The sequence below is a fragment of the Gaoshiqia hydrogeniformans genome (assembly GCF_049347105.1).
Lineage (GTDB): Bacteria > Bacteroidota > Bacteroidia > Bacteroidales > Prolixibacteraceae > Gaoshiqia > Gaoshiqia hydrogeniformans.
The window spans coordinates 3,612,968-3,628,549 of the sequence record NZ_CP186334.1; the positions used below are offsets into that span (position 1 = coordinate 3,612,968).

Consider the following 15,582-nt stretch of genomic DNA (forward strand, 5'->3'; position numbering starts at 1 on the left):
ATTTATTCTTTTTCGCGTAAGGCCGCTTTCATGATAATTTCTTCCGTAGCTTCCGCCCTGCTTAGTTTGGCTGTCAGTTTTGATTCGGACATAACCAGAATGTTATCCGAAATAGCTAAAATCTCCGGTAGTTCCGATGATACGAACAGAATTCCCATCCCTTGGGCTGCCAGTTCGCTGATGAGCCGGTAGATTTCACTTTTGGCTCCGACATCGATTCCCCGGGTGGGTTCGTCGAGCAACAGCACTTTGGGGTGGGTGGCTAACCATTTAGAAATAACTACCTTTTGCTGGTTTCCGCCGCTGAGTTGCTCAACCGGCATTTGCGGTGAAGAAACTTTCGTGTTTAGCTTTTTTGGGAAATAGCTGCTCAGTTCGGCCTCTTTCGTTTTGTTGATGAAGTTGAACGTAGTCATTTTTTCGAGACTGGCCAAACTGATATTTTGGGGCACAGTCATATTCAGGATAAGGCCTTGTAACTTGCGGTCTTCAGGCACCAGGGCAATGCCGGCTGCAATGGCATCGCTTACATTTCGTATATTTTTCCTGACCCCTTCCACAAAAATTTTTCCGCTGACATACTGCGGATGCAGTCCGAAAATTGCTTCGAGCACTTCGGTCCGTCCTGCGCCCATTAACCCGCAAATACCCAAAACTTCACCCTCGTGAAGTGAAAAACTGACATCATTAACCAGGTAATCGTTCTTGTTTCCGGGATTTCGAAACATCAGATTTTCAACCCGCAGGATTTCTTTGGCGCCAGTAGTATGCTCTTTTTTAAAGCTGTCTTTCAGGTCGCGCCCCACCATTAGGCGGATTAACTGATCGTGTGTGGTGTCCTTCATACTGCCGGAACCCATACTTTGCCCGTCGCGCAATACGAAATAGCGATCGGCTATTTCGAACAACTCATTCAGCTTGTGTGAGATGTAAACAATGGCAACACCTTTTTCCCGCAGCTCGTTGATAATTTTAAACAGCAGCTCAACTTCCTGGTCGCTGATGGCCGAGGTAGGCTCATCCATGATCAACACCTTGGACTCCAGCAGCAAGGCTTTGGCAATTTCTACCAACTGTTGCTGTCCCACCCGCAACTGGTTGATCCGGGTTGAAGGATGGACATCCATGTGGAGACGGAGGAGAAGCTCCCTGGCCTCCTGGTGCATGCCCGGGTAATCCAGCAGGCCCAGACGATTGGTTTTTTCATTCCCCAGAAACAGGTTTTCGGAGATGCTGAGGTGGGGGATCAGGTTCAATTCCTGGTGGATGATGACAACGCCCTGCTCGCCGGCTTCTTTCGGATTTTTGAAGTTCACTTTTTGGCCGTTCAGAAATACGTCGCCTTCATAATCGGGGTAAACGCCCGAAATAATTTTCATCAAAGTTGATTTTCCGGCGCCGTTTTCACCAATGATGGCTGTTACCTCGCCGGAAAATATGTCGAGATCGACGTTTTGCAGGGCATAAACACCCGAAAAATCCTTGGATACCTTTCTGACTTCCAGAACCGGCGTTTGTATACTATTCTGTTTTTCCATCAGAAATCATTGCTTTAACAGGAATAATCGTAAATGATCCCGGAATGGCTTGATCCTCCCTGAGTTCAGCAACTCCGGCGAATTCTATTTGTTTGCCTGTTTCAGCCAGCCTTTTCAGGCGCGAAACGATTTTCTCCTTAACCAGTTTGTTGATGGCGACCGATACCTTATTAAAATCGGTCATGTTGATGAACTGGTTAATATCCACTTGTCCGGAGCCATCCCGGATGGCATTCCCAAAGATGAAAGCCGTGGCCAGTCGGATGGTATCCCGGTTGTTCAGTAAAACGGTCAGGTGTTCGTCGTCAACCGACCAAACGGTTCCGCTTCCCCTGAGCATGAAATAGCAGGTCCTGGAAAGGCCTAATTTTCTGCCGTATTGTTTAAATGCCTGGTCCGGATTTTCATCCAGCAGCCGGATGAGTTCTGTTGCTTCGGGCGCTTTTTCAATACTTTGCGGCAGGTTTTCAGTCCAAAACACGTTGGCAAACTCCGTGGCGTTAAAAGCTGCGCTGCCTGTACTGGCTTTGTATTCCTGAAGGTTCCGGATGTTCACCGAGAGAAATACGGTGAGCAGGATGGCTAAAGCTACGGAAAAGTAGCGGAGCAGTTTTTTTTTCATGATTTGCTACTTGTTGGTCAGGTATTTCAAAACATTATCGGGGGTAACCAGTTCGACCTCAACCGGCATTTTGTGGTCAAAATTGGCCCGTCCGTTGATGTATTGATCGGCCAAATCGGCCGATTTACGGGCCATCAATACCGGAAACTGCATCACTGTGGCTGCTATTTTTCCGTCAGCAATGGCGCGGATAGCGTCGGCTGAACCATCGAACCCGAATACTTTAACCCGGTTGGCTTTTCCGGCGGCCAGTACGGCCTGGTAAGCGCCCAGCGCCATGGCGTCGTTCCCGCAAAATACGGCATCAATTTCAGGATTGGCTTGCATGATGGTTTCCATCACATCCATGGACTTGTTGCGGTCGAAGTCGGCGCTTTGCTGCGCCACCATCAACAGTTCAGGAAATTCGTCGACCACGCTGTGAAAGCCGTTGGAGCGGTTCCAGGTGTTGTTATCGCCCACCAGGCCGAGAATTTCGACGTAGTTGCCTTTTTGATTCATTTGTTTGACAAAATACTCGCCCAGTTTGACACAGCCGGTAAAATTGTCGGAGAGCAATTGCGAGGCGGCTGCATCACGTGAGTTGATCTCGCGGTCCATGCAGAAGGTTGGTATTCCGGCAGTTTTGGCTCGTTGGACGTTCAGAACTGAACCATCAGCATCGGTTGGGTTGAACAGGATCGCGTCATAGCCCATGGCGATAATATTGTCGAAGTGTTCGGCTTCTTTAGCCGAATTGTTTTGAGAGTCGAACAGATGGGCAGTATAACCCAATTCGCGTGCCCGTTGAGCAGCTGATTCGCCCAAGACAACAAACCACGGGTTGTTTAGGGTGGAAATGACAACCGCTATCTTTTTGGTCTGATCTTTTTTACTGAACGGGTTGCAGCCGCACACTCCCAAAGCGATTAGCAGAATATACAACGCTTTTTTGTGTTGAAGTTGATTGATTTTCATTTGATCCGTTTGAATTGATTTAGTGATCGATTCCGGTTTGACAGGACAAGCTAATTTCGGATCAGCAATATCCAGTCTGTTGATTGATCAGGTGGTACAAAACGGAACGTTTGCTGACTTTCGGCAATGAATGGCTCAATCGTTTTTTTAGCCCCGTTTTTTGCATCAATCCATTCATTGTGACTGTATTTTCCTTCATCCACTTGTAAACTAAATGAATCGCCGTTGCACGAAAACACAAGAAACTGTTTCCCTGCCTCACTTAAACACCAGACTTTCTTCATATCCTGTTCAGAAAGTAAACTGTCGGATGGATTCATGGTGTAAAACGTGAGTTCCCGGTTCATTACGTCCGCCAGGATATCCATTTCGCGCGCTGAGACAGCGTATGGATTTTCATCGCCGAAAAAGGGCAGTCCTTCAGGGCCGAAAGCCCTTAGCGAGTCTTCGCCGGCATGGCCGCACCAGTTAAACGAAGCCCCTGCTGTGGCACAGGCCCAGGCCGATTGGCGCAGGTCGTCGAGGGTGGCTTTGGTACGCTGTTGCCAGAAACGTCGCCACAGGGCGTTGCCTTCAATCATATAAACCGGCTTTCCGGGCACATAAGCTGCCAAACAAGCCTCGTGATGTGTCCAGGGTTCGCGCCAGTGCGGTCGGTCGGTGTCGCGGTCGGTCGAAACGATCGAATGGTTTTCAATGGCTGCAAAATTATATTCGGGGCGGTGATATTCATTTTCTACCGGATGTTCATCTTCGTAGGTACGCAGGTGGTCAAACACGTCGTACTGCTGAACCAGCCGGGCCCAGCCCAATTCTGAATCTTCCCGGTTGCCCGGCACTTCCCATACAAAACCCCATCCGGCAATATTGGCGTAGGGAGCCAGCCGGGCAACGGTGTAGCGAACCAAAAAATCTTTTTCTTTTTCGCTTAGTTTCGTCCAGGCCGGACCGTCGTTTTTACTGCCATCGAAGCCCAAAAACAAATGCAATCCAATGTTTTGGTCGTTCAACCACGAAACGTGTTGTTCCATCATTCGCCAAACGTCAAGGCGCATGGTTCCCGATGCATCGCCTTCGGTGTATAAGGTCAGGTCCCGGGTCGAAGGAGCAGGACCGTCGTGGTAAATCTGGGTGAAGCAGCAAAGCGACAACAGCCAGTTCACCTGGAAATGGTTGTAACCCCGGTCGATCATGGGTTGATAAACATTTTCCGCGATCCAGGAGAAAGCTTGGGCGATGGAGCCATGACCACTCTCGTAATACGATTTCAGCCAAACCGGTTCAACGCCGTTGTAGGCCAGCCAGCGCGGGTTTTTGCCGAAAGGGCGCAGTATCCCTTTTCCGGCGTCAACGGTATCACAGAAAAAGGAAGAACTGCCGCCGGCGGTACCGTCGTTCCAGCTCCACCGGTAGTTCCATTCTCCCGTTTCGTCGGGTATAAAACGGATTTTCCATATGTTGCCGCTTATTTTATCGCCTCCACCCTGACCGTCGCCATCAAAAAAACCGATGAACCGCGTTGTTTTACCCGATGGCGATGTAAAATCGCAACTGAGCTCCACATCGGTGAATTTGTTACCGTAGGGTTTGTCGTTTTGCAGTTGCGTTTCAAAAGTCCGGTAAAGGCCAATGTATGGCTTCTGTCTTGGGGCGGTACAACTGACCGAAATGAATAGGACGAACAAGATTGCGAATCTGATTTTCATGTTATAGATTAGCTTGGTTTATGATACGGCGATTAAAAATTGACAAAAAAACTGTCTGATTTCAGCCTGGCACTCAAATGCCGTGAAAGTGACAGTATGGTTAAGATTTTCAGCCTGAAATTTTTATTTCAACCTGAAATCAAAGAGCAGCTCATGGCAGAAGCTTCAGTGCAGTTTCTTTTAACCCTTCGCCGGAAATGCCGTAATGGTTGAATATTTCAGGCTGCGAGCCGGTGACGGTATCTTCATCGGGAATGCCGACGATTTTAAACGGAAGGGCCTTTCCGTTTTGCATCAGTACTGCGGCGCAGGCTTCGCCCAAACCGCCGTGTACGCTGTGTTCTTCAACGGTAACGATGGCTTTGCATTTGCCGGCTATTCGCAAAATTGTTTCTGTGTCGAGCGGGTTAATGGTGTGCATGCTGACCACTTCGGCGCTGATTCCTTTTTCTTCCAGCAGCCGGGCGGCCTCATAAGCCGGGGCTACGGTTTCGCCGCAAGCGATAAAGGCCAGGTCGTTTCCTTTGCAAATGACGGAGGCTTTCCCGATTTCGAAGGTGGGGTCTAAGCGCGGAAGGCAGGGCATGGCTTTTTTTCCAAATTTCAGGAAGATGGGTTTTGTTGATTTGGCTGCAGCTTTGATCGCTTCGCGGGTTTCAAAATTGTCGGCTGGTACTACGATGCTGATGTTGTTGATGGCGCGCAGGGCGGCGACATCGTGCAGCGAATGGTGCGTGGAACCCAGCGCGCCATAGCTGACTCCGGCGCTGATACCGACCAGGGTGACCGGCTGGTTGGAGTAAGCCACATCATTTTTAATCTGTTCCAGCGAGCGGGTAGCCAGGAAACAGGCCGGCGATACGGCAAATACCGTCTTGCCGGTTGATGCCAGTCCGGCGGCTACACCCACCAGGTTTTGTTCGGCGATGCCAACTTCAACTAGCTGGTCGGGCAATTTTTCGGCAAAGGGGGTTAATTTGCCCGATCCCCGGGAGTCGCTGGTAACGGCCAGTATATTTTTGTTTTTGGTAGCCAGCTCAATCAGGGTGGCAGAAAATTCGTCGAGATTTGCCTTGCCGGTTTCCAATTTATTTTGTGTCATCATGTTCGTGTGCTATTGTCGTAATTCGTTTTCCAACTGTTTCAGTTCAGACATGGCAATCTGGTATTGCTCATCCGAAGGGACGCCGTGGTGCCATTTTTTTACGTCTTCCATAAAGCTGACTCCCTTGCCTTTTACCGTGTTGGCGATGATAAAGGTAGGTTTGCCTTCGGTTCGGGGAAGCTGGTTCAGTGTTTGACGCAATTCGCTGATGTTATTTCCGTCCACCGAAACCACCTCCCAGCCAAAAGCCCTGAACTTCTCATCAATCGGGTAGGGACTGCATACTTCTTTGTTTCTCCCGGTGATTTGCAGGGTGTTATGATCGAGTATGGCAACCAGGTTATCTAATTTGTAGTGGGCTGCCATCATGGCTGCCTCCCAGTTTGAGCCTTCTGCCAGTTCGCCGTCGCCCAGCAGGGTGAAAACCCGGTACGGGGCTTTATCTTTTTTGGCAGCCAGGGCAATGCCTGCGCTGATGGGCAACCCGTGCCCCAATGCTCCGGTATTGAACTCGATGCCATTCACTTTCCGTGTGGGATGACCTACATATTTTGATTGGTATTTGCACAGGGTTTCCAGGTCGCTTTCGGGGAAGAAGCCCTGGTCGGCCAGCACCACATACAGAGCTTCCACCGAGTGCCCCTTGCTTTGGATGTACCGGTCGCGGTTGGGGTCGGCAAAGTTGCCGGGCGAAACATTCATCACGTCGTTGTACAGCACGTTCAGAATGTCGGTACAGGAAAGGCTTCCGCCGGTATGCCCGGCATTCGCCAGCTTAATGTATTTCAGAAGCGCTTTTCGGTAAGCCACCGATTTTAGCTGTAACTCCTGATCGGTATATCTTTTCATTTTTTTTGAATTTTGGTATCAAGTAGTAAGACACAAGTATCCATCAATGCGGCCCCGCGAACGCTGCCGGATTTTGAACTTCAAATAATGACGCCTCTTTTCTTTCATCGGTGTATTCTCAATTCTGTTTCCCGTTTCTTGATACTTGTGTCTTGAATCTGTTCTCATTCGTGTTTATAAACCTCCCAGCCCAGGTAGTTGCCGATGGCTTCTTCCAGAATGCCGGCAACCTGCCCGCGAACCATTGCCACGTGGTGTTCAAAGCCGTTTTTACACATGTATTTCATCAGGTGTTGCAGGTTGGGGATTTCGCAAACGGCAATACCACCGTCCATGCCATACGGATCGTCGGTCATGGTTCCTTCGCCCAGGTACGATTTGATCAATCCTTTGTTGTCGTCAGTTGAAATGCGGAAGTAAGTCATATCACCTGCGGCTACTTTTCCTTTTACTGCGCCAAACGTGTCTTCGCTTCCAAGCACCGTTCCCAATACATCCAGGCTGCCAATTTCAATTTCGTTTTGAAAGAAGGACTTCGGATAGTTGCTGCAGTGCGTACACACTACCTTGTTACGGTCTTCGGCAAAGTTGTTGTTCCAGTCGAGGATGGCTGATGGCGTTTGGGCGGCCAGCGCCAGCGCATACATCGAGATGGTGCCGGCTACATCCACTTCACAGGCCGAGGGCATCAGCTTTTCGCCCATCATACTCATGGTCACACAGGCGGCGCAGCCGTAGTTTTTCTCGATCGATTCCCAGCATTGCAGTGCCGAAATATCGATGTCGTTTTCGTTGATCCAGTTTTCAACTGCCAGTCCAAAACGGGCTTGTTTGGCAATTTTGCCTTTGCTTGCAATGCCGCAGGCGCCGTAAGCCTGAATGGCCTCCACTTTTTGGGTTACAGCCGGGTCGTTCTCGCCAATCCTGTTGGCGGCGGCAATAATTTCAGACATGTCGACCGGAACCACGGTGATACCGTATTTTTGCAGCAGCTTTTCGCTGAAACGCATGGTTTGGAACCCGATGGGGCGGGTGCCGATGGCGCCTACGCGCAGGTTGCGCAGGCCTTTTACAACGCGGCAAACGCCGGCAAATTTGAGCAGGTCCTTGGTAAATTCTTCGCTGTCGAGGCTGTATGTGTGGTAAATGGTATCGGTAAATTTAACCCCGTACTGGTAAAAGTTATTGCAAACCGAAAGTTTTCCGCAAAAGGCATCGCGGCGGCTTTTTACGTCTACTTTATTGTTGTCGTCATCGCAGGCCTGCACCAGTACCGGTACGTTCAAACCTGACATTTTGATGGAGTTAACCACGCCCAACTCGTCGCCGAAGTTGGGCAGCACCACCAGGATCCCGTCAATCACGTCGGCGTTTTTCTTGAACAGGGCGGCACATTTTACCGCATCAACATAGCCTTCGATGTTTCCGGTTGGCGTTTCTTCCTCAGGTAGAATGACATAGCCAAAGCCCATGCTTTCGAGTTTCTGCAGCACCTTTTTACGGGCATCAACGGCCAGTTTGAAATTGAAAATATTGCGCGTGGCAATAATGACACCAAATGTTTGTTTTTTCAGCTTCATGGTTATTATTGTGTGTTCGTTATTGAATTTTCTGGTCATTAGTCATTAGTCATTGGTTCTCGGTTCTTTGTTCTTTGTTCTTTGTTCTTGGTCATTCACCGCAAGCGCGCCCGTTCTACCGCCCGTTGCCAACCGGCGTAAAGTTGTGTCCGTACGGCGTCGTCCATCCGGGGTTGAAAGAGATGGCCCGCTTCTCTCAGCGTTTTTATTTCATTCAGATCTTTCCAAAAGCCGGTGGCCATTCCGGCCATAAAACTTGCGCCAAGCGCCGAAACTTCTTCAAGTTCCGAACGGGCTACATTCCGGTCGAGCATGTCGGATTGAAAGTGCATCAGAAAATCATTCCGGCTTGGTCCCCCATCAACGCGTAGTTCCGTCAGTTGAATGCCGCCTTTTTCTTCCATCAGGCTGATCAGGTCTTTCACCTGGTAAGCAATACTTTCCAATGCCGCCCGCACAATGTGGGCTTTGGTGGTGTTGCGCGGCATACCCGACAGGCAGGCCCGGGCCTGGTTATCCCAATACGGAGCGCCCAGGCCGACAAAGGCCGGCACCAGGTAAACACCGTTGTTATGGTCGACCGATGTGGCTAAAACTTCGGTTTCGGAGGCATCGGCAATCAGCTGAACCTCGTTTTTCAGCCAGTTAATGGTATCGCCGGTACAGTGAATGTTGCCTTCAAACACGTAATGGATTTCTTTATCCAGCCCGTAGCCCACCGATGTGACCAATCCTTCAGGCGCATCCAATGGCTCCGTGCCAATGTTCATCATGATCGACGAGCCTGTGCCGTAGGTGGCTTTGGCCATGCCGGCGGTCAAGCAGTTCTGCCCGAACAAAGCGGCATGTGAATCGCCCATTAATCCGGCAATCGGAACCGGTTTGCCAAACACGACATCCGGGTGGGTATAACCAAAAATCCCGTTACTGGCCCGGACCTCGGGGAACATGGTTTTATTTAAACCAAACAGGGCGATGAGTTCCTCGTCCCATTGCAGGCTGTGGATATTAAACAGCATGGTACGGCAGGCATTCGAATAATCCGTGGCATGAATGGCTCCCCTGGTCAGTTTCCATAAAAGCCACGAATCCATGGTTCCCAACAGCAAATCTCCCTTTTCCGCTTTTTCATCCAGCCCGGGCGTATTTTTCATGATCCAGTGCAGCTTGGCGGCCGAGAAATACGGATCAATCACCAGGCCGGTTTTTTGGCGGATCAACCCGCTGTATCCGTTTTGTTTGAGTTCGGCGCAATAGGCTGCCCCACGCAGGCACTGCCAGACGGCCGCATTGCAAACCGGTTTCCCCGTGTTTTTATCCCAGATCATTGCTGTTTCGCGTTGATTGGTGATGGCCATACCGTTCAGGTCATTTTCGTTTATTTTCATTTTTTCGAACAGATCACCGATGGCCATCAGGGTATTTTCAAATATCTCGACCGGATCGTGTTCCGTGAATCCGGCTTCCGGATAATATTGTTGGTGAGGAACCGTGGTCCGGCATTCCGGTTTTCCCTGCCGGTTAAACAGAATAGCCTTTGTCGCCGAGGTGCTTTGATCGATTGCCAGGATGTATTTTCCGGAGCTGCTCATAGCTGTTAACAGATTATAAGTTGCCGTTCAACATTTAATTATTGCCGGGATATTCGGACACCCGGTTGTATGAACTTTGAGAAAACAAAAATAAAAGAAAATAATCGAAAACAAACAGAGAATGAATTTTTTTCGTTTTTCAGGAGAAGGCGGGGAAAGTTGCAGTATTCAGTTGCAGTTCTACTCAGGTGCTTTTTGTTCCAAGTTTCAAGTTTCAAGTTTCAAGTTCCAAATTCCAAATTCCAAATTCCAAATTCCAAGTCCACTCTATAAAGTCTTTTTACCCCTAAATCCCCTGAAGGGGACTTTGAAGAGTTTATTGATTTTCAGTAGGTTCTCCGGCAATTGCCGGATCAGGGGTAAAAAAGTTAAAAATCGATGAACTCAGACTTTTCGGAGTGGACTCAAGTTTGCAGGCAGTACCCAATTAACCAATGACCAATGACCAATGACCAATGACCAGTGACCAGTGAATTCTGAAGAACTGTTTAAGCGATAATCAGTTTGATGTCGTTCTTTTGGAGCAGATCAATTTCTTCCTGTTGGAGGTTGGAATCCGTAATCAGATAGTCGATCAGCGAAAGGGCGCCCAGGCTGGCAAACGAACTTTTCCCGATTTTGCTGGAATCGGCAACGAGGTAAACCACATTGGCCGACTCAATCATGGCCCGCTTCACGCAGATATCGCTGATACTCGGATAGGTCAGACCCGATTTCAGGGTGATGCCGGCCGTTGCCAGGAACAATTTATCGACATGAAGACCTTCGAAAAAATCGGCGGCTTTTTGCCCGGTGAGCGAAAGGGTGGGCGCTTTGAACTCGCCCCCGGTGACCACGAGGTTAATCTCCGTGTCGACCCCCAGAATGAGGGCAATGTTCAGCGAGTTCGTAATCACCGTCAGGTTTTTGAATCCGGAGATCAGCCGGGCAATTTCGGTTGTTGTGGATCCTGAATCCAGAATAATCGTGTCGCCGTCATTGATCAGGCTGACAGCTTTTTTGGCAATAATCGCTTTTTCAGCAAGTTTTTCCTGGTTCTGAAGCGTGATGTTTTTTACGTTCAGGCCGATATCTTTCAAATAAGCCCCGCCATGCTCCCGCTCAATAAAGCCATCCTTTTCGAGTTTCTCCAAATCCTGGCGAATCGTTACTTCGGTCACTTTAAAAATTTTACTCAACTGAAGGACCTTGGCGTGACCATCTTCACGGATCATTTCAAGAATTTTTTCCCGGCGGTGATGTGCTAACATAAATATCCAATTTTAGGTTATCAACTATTCTTTGCGCTCAGGTAGGCAATGAGTTGTTTGATGGTGATCAGTTTTAAATCCAGTTTTTCCGCTAAACTAACCAGATCGTTATACCTGGCCATCGAACCGTCGGGGTTCATGATCTCGACAAGTACGCCGGCAGGTTTTAAACCGGCCAGCCGGGCGAGTTCAACGGCAGCTTCGGTATGTCCCGGACGTGCTTTTATGCCGCCCGGATGCGCTTTGATCGGGAAAATATGTCCCGGTCGGCCCAAATCATCCGGCCGGGTAGCCGGATCAACCAGTGCGCAGATGGTTTTGGCCCGGTCGTGGACTGAGATCCCGGTGGTACAGCCATTTCCAATCAGATCAACCGATACGGTGAAATTGGTCGTATTAACCGCCGAGTTTGAGGTTACCATCAGGCCCAGTTCCAATTCCCGGCATCGCTCTTCGGTAATGGCGGCACAAATCAGTCCCCGCCCTTCTTTTGCCATAAAGTTGACCATTTCAGGAGTTACCAGTTCCGCCGCAGCAATAAAATCGCCTTCATTTTCCCTCTGCTCATCATCGGTCACAATGACCACTCTTCCTTGTTTGATTTCAGCAATTGCTTCTTCAATTTCCTGATAATTGGTTTTTACCATTGATCTGATTTTTAGAATCGCAAATATATAAAATAAAAAGAAAGCAAAAGAAAATATATCCGTAAGCGTTTTCGCAGGACGACCGAAAGAGCCGATTGCTTCCGGCGTATTTTGAATCCATGTTATCCGTGTTTTCGGGCTGCTTGAAAAAATCCTCAAAAATGAGGATTGAATCTGATAAATGCTTGTCGTAACTTTATGTCATGTTAAATAAACACAAGAAGTCTATCCGTCAATTGGTTAGAATGAGGATAATTGTGTTTTTCATTATAAATTAGAATAAGACTAAATAAATTCAATTAATGATTTACGAAACATTACAGATACTAAAGGAGCAGCTCGACAATTATCTGACGGAGGAGGGATTTGATAAAATTGTGATACTTGACAACATTGCTCTTTGGGATCCTAACGGAAACGGAAACTCAAACCTGGACAAAAAGGTGGTGATTACCCTCCTGAACATGGAGGAGGAAGCCACCCTGAAGAATATGCCTAACAATAAAATAAAGGATGGGATAACCGAGTATAAAAATCCTCCTGTGCATTTAAACCTCTACCTGTTAATCACAGCTAATTTTGATAAATATGAAAATGCTTTACGCAGTATCTCAAAAGTGATTCAGTTTTTTCAGGGTAAAAAAGTATTCACTTCGGCCAACACGGTTTACAACCGGACCAATGTCGCTTTTGACCTGCTCGATTATTTCAAATTCATCGTGGAGCTGTACACACCCGATTTTGAAAAACTGAATTACGTATGGGGAACTCTGGGCGGACGGCAACTTCCTTCGGTGATGTATAAGGTTCAATTGGTTCAGCTCGAACGGGACAGGAAATTGTCAGCTTCGGGAGTCATTACGCATGTTGGTGGTGTATTAAACGATATCGGATGATGACATTTTCAGTGAAATACCTCCCCTTATTTAAAGTCGACCTGTTGCACCGTTTTTTTCTGGATAAGGGAAACACCTTGTTTGTCAGCATGGGGCAGGCCGATCAGGATAAGCAGCTGGATTTATACAACAGCCGGTCGTTTACCGGTATTTACCCGACGCGGGAAACAGCTCAGTTGTTAAACGGGCACCAACTGGTTTTTAAACCTGGCGCCACCGGTTTTACCATCTGGACCCGGCTCGCGGCAGACGACGATGGCACGCCCTTCATCCCGCTGGCCGATGATTTGAGCCTGACTTTTCTGATTCAGCTGAATGACCCGCGTTTTCGCAACTATACCAATCTCGACCTTGATCAGGCAGGTAATCTGATGTATTTCTCGAACAGGAGGTTGCCGACCGAAGCCGGCACATTCCCCCTGATTGGAAAATCGGGCGATCACCTGATTGCTGACCATTCGTTTGATTTAAGCCCTGCCGGTAAAAAGGCAGAACTTCTGAAACTGGTCAGCCGGGAGAAAGAGAATCTTTTGGGCCTCATCCGGATTTTTATGAAGGCGGATGCCGGTTCACTCAATATGACCGATGCACAAGGGAAGCTTCAGGGAGTAAAGCCCGCCTTTGAACTGCTGTTTGAAAACAGAAAGACATTCTGGCGGTATATTTTCAACCAGGACCAAACGGTAAAACCCGGAGATGATGTGGTGAAAGAAAATGGCGGCAACCGGATACTGATTACCAAAACCGAACAGCCGCTGACTCTTACCGGATTTATTTCGATCGAACAGGACGGGAAGGAGTTACCCAATCCGGATGTACGTCTGATAAAACCGGATACTTCCGCCAATAAAATTTATTCAGAAATATACATGTAAAACTAAAGAACAAGATTATGGCAACATCTTACAAAACACCAGGCGTTTATATCGAGGAGATATCTAAATTCCCTCCCTCGGTGGCGCAAGTAGAAACTGCAATCCCGGCCTTTATTGGCTATACCGCTTCAGCGGTGGTAGATGGGGTCGATTTTCATACGGAAGGAATCATTCGTCCGGTGAAAATTGGTTCGCTCCCCGAGTACGAGTTTTATTTTGGAGGAGCTCCCGATCCCACCGAAATTAAAGTGGAACTAAATGCCGACAATTCGGTCAAATCGGCCGATGTGAACAGTGTTAACCTGCTTTATGATACCGTCCGGATGTTTTATGTCAATGGGGGAGGAGACTGCTATATTGTTTCTGTCGGCGCATACAATACCTCCGAATCGGATGTGGATAAGGAAGAATTGCTCGCGGGACTTAACTCACTGGAAAAAGCAGATCTGCCCACCTTGCTGGTGATTCCCGAAGCGGTGCATCTTTCGGTGGCCGAGGCCGGCGAAGTACATGCTGCCATGCTCAGCCAATGTAATAAGTTGCAGGACCGGTTTGCCGTGATGGATTTGGTGAACGGCGAGCAGGATATTACCCCGTCACTCGATCCGGTGGCCGATTTCAGGGAAAATGTGGGCATGAATTACCTGAAATACGGCGCCGCCTATTATCCCTGGTTGAAAACAACCTTGTCGTTCAGAATTGATTATGATGCGATTGTAGGCGGAACATTTACAAAAGAAGGGTCGCCTGTTGCCGACGTTAAAGCATTGTTTAACAGCGCGGTGGTTGCACCGATTGATTCTGTCGATGCCGATATCGCTGCACAAGCAGGGCTGAGCGTTCCAACCATCGGCGATATCAACAATCGCCCCGCGTTGGTGGGCGTTGCCGAAGATTTGTATGCCTATTTCAAAGATTTTTTTGACCTGAGCTTTTCCGACAACGATACCTCCGATAAAAATTCGGCGGCAAGTATCCATGCCCGCTTTATTGCTGCAGGCTCAAACTTCAACAGTTTACTGGGCATCCTGTTCGACTATAACCATTTCAGTCAGTCGGCCAACAGCGAAGCTCCGTCTCCTACCTGGGACAATCCGTTGCTGACAGATGACTTTGATGCCGATTTCAGCCCGCTGACCTTCGCTGCACCGGCAACCGATAAAAACGACATTTTTACCGCCACGGCAACAGCCGCGAATGCAGCCCCTTATTTCAAAATCTTACTGGGAAAATTAAATGCGGTTGTTAACGGATTCTATGCCGAGCTGAAAGCAGTGCGGGCCAACCGTACCGAAACGCTCAAAGATGTTGATCCGGTTTACAGGGGCATTGTTGACGCGATCAGGCAGCAAGGTGTGGTATTGCCGCCCAGCGGGGCTGTTGTTGGCCGCTATGCTGCCGTCGACCGGGAACGGGGAGTCTGGAAAGCGCCTGCCAATGTTAGTCTGGCTGCGGTGAAGGGACCAACGGTAAACATCACCCACGAAGATCAGGAAAGCCTGAATATTGATACCGATGCCGGTAAATCGGTTAACGCTATCAGGGCTTTCACGGGTAAAGGAACCCTGATCTGGGGCGCCCGTACACTGGCCGGAAATGATAACGAGTGGCGTTATGTTCCGGTGCGCCGGTTCTACAATATGGTGGAGGAGTCGGTCAAAAAAGCAACAGCACAATTTGTTTTTGAGCCCAATGATGCCAATACCTGGGTGAAAATCAGGGCGATGATCGAGAATTTCCTGATTCTGCAGTGGAGAGCGGGCGCATTGGCCGGAGCCAAACCCGAAGAGGCATTTTTTGTGCGCGTGGGCCTCGGACAAACGATGACAGCGCAAGACATCCTGAATGGCTACATGCACGTGGAAATCGGGATGGCAGTCGTCCGCCCGGCCGAGTTTATCATCCTGAAATTTTCTCACAAAATGCAGGAATCCTAATCTGTTAGAAACATAAAAATCATACAAT

13 protein-coding genes are annotated in these 15,582 nt (G+C 48.7%); 3 read left to right on the top strand and 10 right to left on the bottom strand.

The genetic code is table 11. The features are described from left to right. Nucleotides 1-2 precede the first annotated feature (2 nt). From ACOIT5_RS14515 to ribB, 10 genes are all read right to left on the bottom strand, one after another. A complete protein-coding gene (locus tag ACOIT5_RS14515) occupies nucleotides 3-1,538 on the bottom strand; it encodes a sugar ABC transporter ATP-binding protein (RefSeq protein WP_423126879.1) in 1,536 nt (511 codons plus the stop codon). After that, entirely contained in the window at nucleotides 1,522-2,160 is a 639-nt protein-coding gene (locus ACOIT5_RS14520) for a DUF2291 domain-containing protein (RefSeq protein ID WP_423126880.1), read from the bottom strand. The genes ACOIT5_RS14515 and ACOIT5_RS14520 overlap by 17 nt, the downstream gene beginning before the upstream one ends. A gap of 6 nt (nucleotides 2,161-2,166) precedes the next feature. Continuing rightward, nucleotides 2,167-3,117: a D-ribose ABC transporter substrate-binding protein gene (locus tag ACOIT5_RS14525; RefSeq protein WP_423126881.1), complete on the bottom strand. Its 951-nt coding sequence runs from the start codon at nucleotides 3,115-3,117 to the stop codon at nucleotides 2,167-2,169. A 50-nt stretch (nucleotides 3,118-3,167) separates the two neighbouring features. Further along, nucleotides 3,168-4,823, bottom strand: a complete 1,656-nt coding sequence (locus ACOIT5_RS14530; protein WP_423126882.1) for a DUF5060 domain-containing protein — start codon at nucleotides 4,821-4,823, stop codon at nucleotides 3,168-3,170. Nucleotides 4,824-4,974: 151 nt separating this feature from the next. Beyond that, a complete protein-coding gene (locus ACOIT5_RS14535) occupies nucleotides 4,975-5,928 on the bottom strand; it encodes a transketolase family protein (RefSeq protein ID WP_423126883.1) in 954 nt (317 codons plus the stop codon). 9 nt (nucleotides 5,929-5,937) lie between these two features. Beyond that, nucleotides 5,938-6,777 carry a transketolase gene (locus ACOIT5_RS14540; RefSeq protein WP_423126884.1) on the bottom strand — a complete coding sequence of 280 codons (840 nt, stop codon included), beginning with the start codon at nucleotides 6,775-6,777 and terminating at the stop codon, nucleotides 5,938-5,940. A 164-nt stretch (nucleotides 6,778-6,941) separates the two neighbouring features. Then, entirely contained in the window at nucleotides 6,942-8,357 is a 1,416-nt protein-coding gene (locus ACOIT5_RS14545) for an L-fucose/L-arabinose isomerase family protein (protein WP_423126885.1), read from the bottom strand. A 95-nt stretch (nucleotides 8,358-8,452) separates the two neighbouring features. Further along, nucleotides 8,453-9,949, bottom strand: a complete 1,497-nt coding sequence (gene glpK, locus ACOIT5_RS14550; RefSeq protein ID WP_423126886.1) for a glycerol kinase GlpK — start codon at nucleotides 9,947-9,949, stop codon at nucleotides 8,453-8,455. A gap of 488 nt (nucleotides 9,950-10,437) precedes the next feature. After that, nucleotides 10,438-11,199 carry a DeoR/GlpR family DNA-binding transcription regulator gene (locus tag ACOIT5_RS14555; protein ID WP_423126887.1) on the bottom strand — a complete coding sequence of 254 codons (762 nt, stop codon included), beginning with the start codon at nucleotides 11,197-11,199 and terminating at the stop codon, nucleotides 10,438-10,440. Nucleotides 11,200-11,219: 20 nt separating this feature from the next. After that, nucleotides 11,220-11,846 (bottom strand): 3,4-dihydroxy-2-butanone-4-phosphate synthase, encoded by a 627-nt coding sequence (gene ribB, locus ACOIT5_RS14560; RefSeq protein WP_423126888.1) that lies wholly within the window; start codon nucleotides 11,844-11,846, stop codon nucleotides 11,220-11,222. A 302-nt stretch (nucleotides 11,847-12,148) separates the two neighbouring features. Between ribB and ACOIT5_RS14565 the strand changes: the two genes are divergently transcribed. The 3 genes from ACOIT5_RS14565 to ACOIT5_RS14575 are packed head-to-tail and all read left to right on the top strand — an operon-like array spanning nucleotide 12,149 to nucleotide 15,554. Next, nucleotides 12,149-12,742 carry a DUF4255 domain-containing protein gene (locus ACOIT5_RS14565; protein WP_423126889.1) on the top strand — a complete coding sequence of 198 codons (594 nt, stop codon included), beginning with the start codon at nucleotides 12,149-12,151 and terminating at the stop codon, nucleotides 12,740-12,742. Next, a complete protein-coding gene (locus ACOIT5_RS14570) occupies nucleotides 12,739-13,617 on the top strand; it encodes a hypothetical protein (protein ID WP_423126890.1) in 879 nt (292 codons plus the stop codon). Before ACOIT5_RS14565 ends, ACOIT5_RS14570 begins: the two co-directional genes overlap by 4 nt. 17 nt (nucleotides 13,618-13,634) lie before the next feature. Beyond that, complete coding sequence (locus ACOIT5_RS14575) at nucleotides 13,635-15,554, top strand: phage tail sheath family protein (protein WP_423126891.1); 1,920 nt, start codon at nucleotides 13,635-13,637, stop codon at nucleotides 15,552-15,554. The last annotated feature ends 28 nt before the right edge of the window (nucleotides 15,555-15,582 follow it).

Coding starts and splice junctions, on each gene's coding strand:
- ACOIT5_RS14565 (WP_423126889.1), top strand. CDS start 12,149: ATGATTTACGAAACATTACAGATACTAAAGGAGCAGCTCGACAATTAT.
- ACOIT5_RS14555 (WP_423126887.1), bottom strand. CDS start 11,199: ATGTTAGCACATCACCGCCGGGAAAAAATTCTTGAAATGATCCGTGAA.
- ACOIT5_RS14570 (WP_423126890.1), top strand. CDS start 12,739: ATGATGACATTTTCAGTGAAATACCTCCCCTTATTTAAAGTCGACCTG.
- ribB (WP_423126888.1), bottom strand. CDS start 11,846: ATGGTAAAAACCAATTATCAGGAAATTGAAGAAGCAATTGCTGAAATC.
- glpK (WP_423126886.1), bottom strand. CDS start 9,949: ATGAGCAGCTCCGGAAAATACATCCTGGCAATCGATCAAAGCACCTCG.
- ACOIT5_RS14535 (WP_423126883.1), bottom strand. CDS start 5,928: ATGATGACACAAAATAAATTGGAAACCGGCAAGGCAAATCTCGACGAA.
- ACOIT5_RS14525 (WP_423126881.1), bottom strand. CDS start 3,117: ATGAAAATCAATCAACTTCAACACAAAAAAGCGTTGTATATTCTGCTA.
- ACOIT5_RS14515 (WP_423126879.1), bottom strand. CDS start 1,538: ATGGAAAAACAGAATAGTATACAAACGCCGGTTCTGGAAGTCAGAAAG.
- ACOIT5_RS14575 (WP_423126891.1), top strand. CDS start 13,635: ATGGCAACATCTTACAAAACACCAGGCGTTTATATCGAGGAGATATCT.
- ACOIT5_RS14540 (WP_423126884.1), bottom strand. CDS start 6,777: ATGAAAAGATATACCGATCAGGAGTTACAGCTAAAATCGGTGGCTTAC.
- ACOIT5_RS14545 (WP_423126885.1), bottom strand. CDS start 8,357: ATGAAGCTGAAAAAACAAACATTTGGTGTCATTATTGCCACGCGCAAT.
- ACOIT5_RS14520 (WP_423126880.1), bottom strand. CDS start 2,160: ATGAAAAAAAAACTGCTCCGCTACTTTTCCGTAGCTTTAGCCATCCTG.
- ACOIT5_RS14530 (WP_423126882.1), bottom strand. CDS start 4,823: ATGAAAATCAGATTCGCAATCTTGTTCGTCCTATTCATTTCGGTCAGT.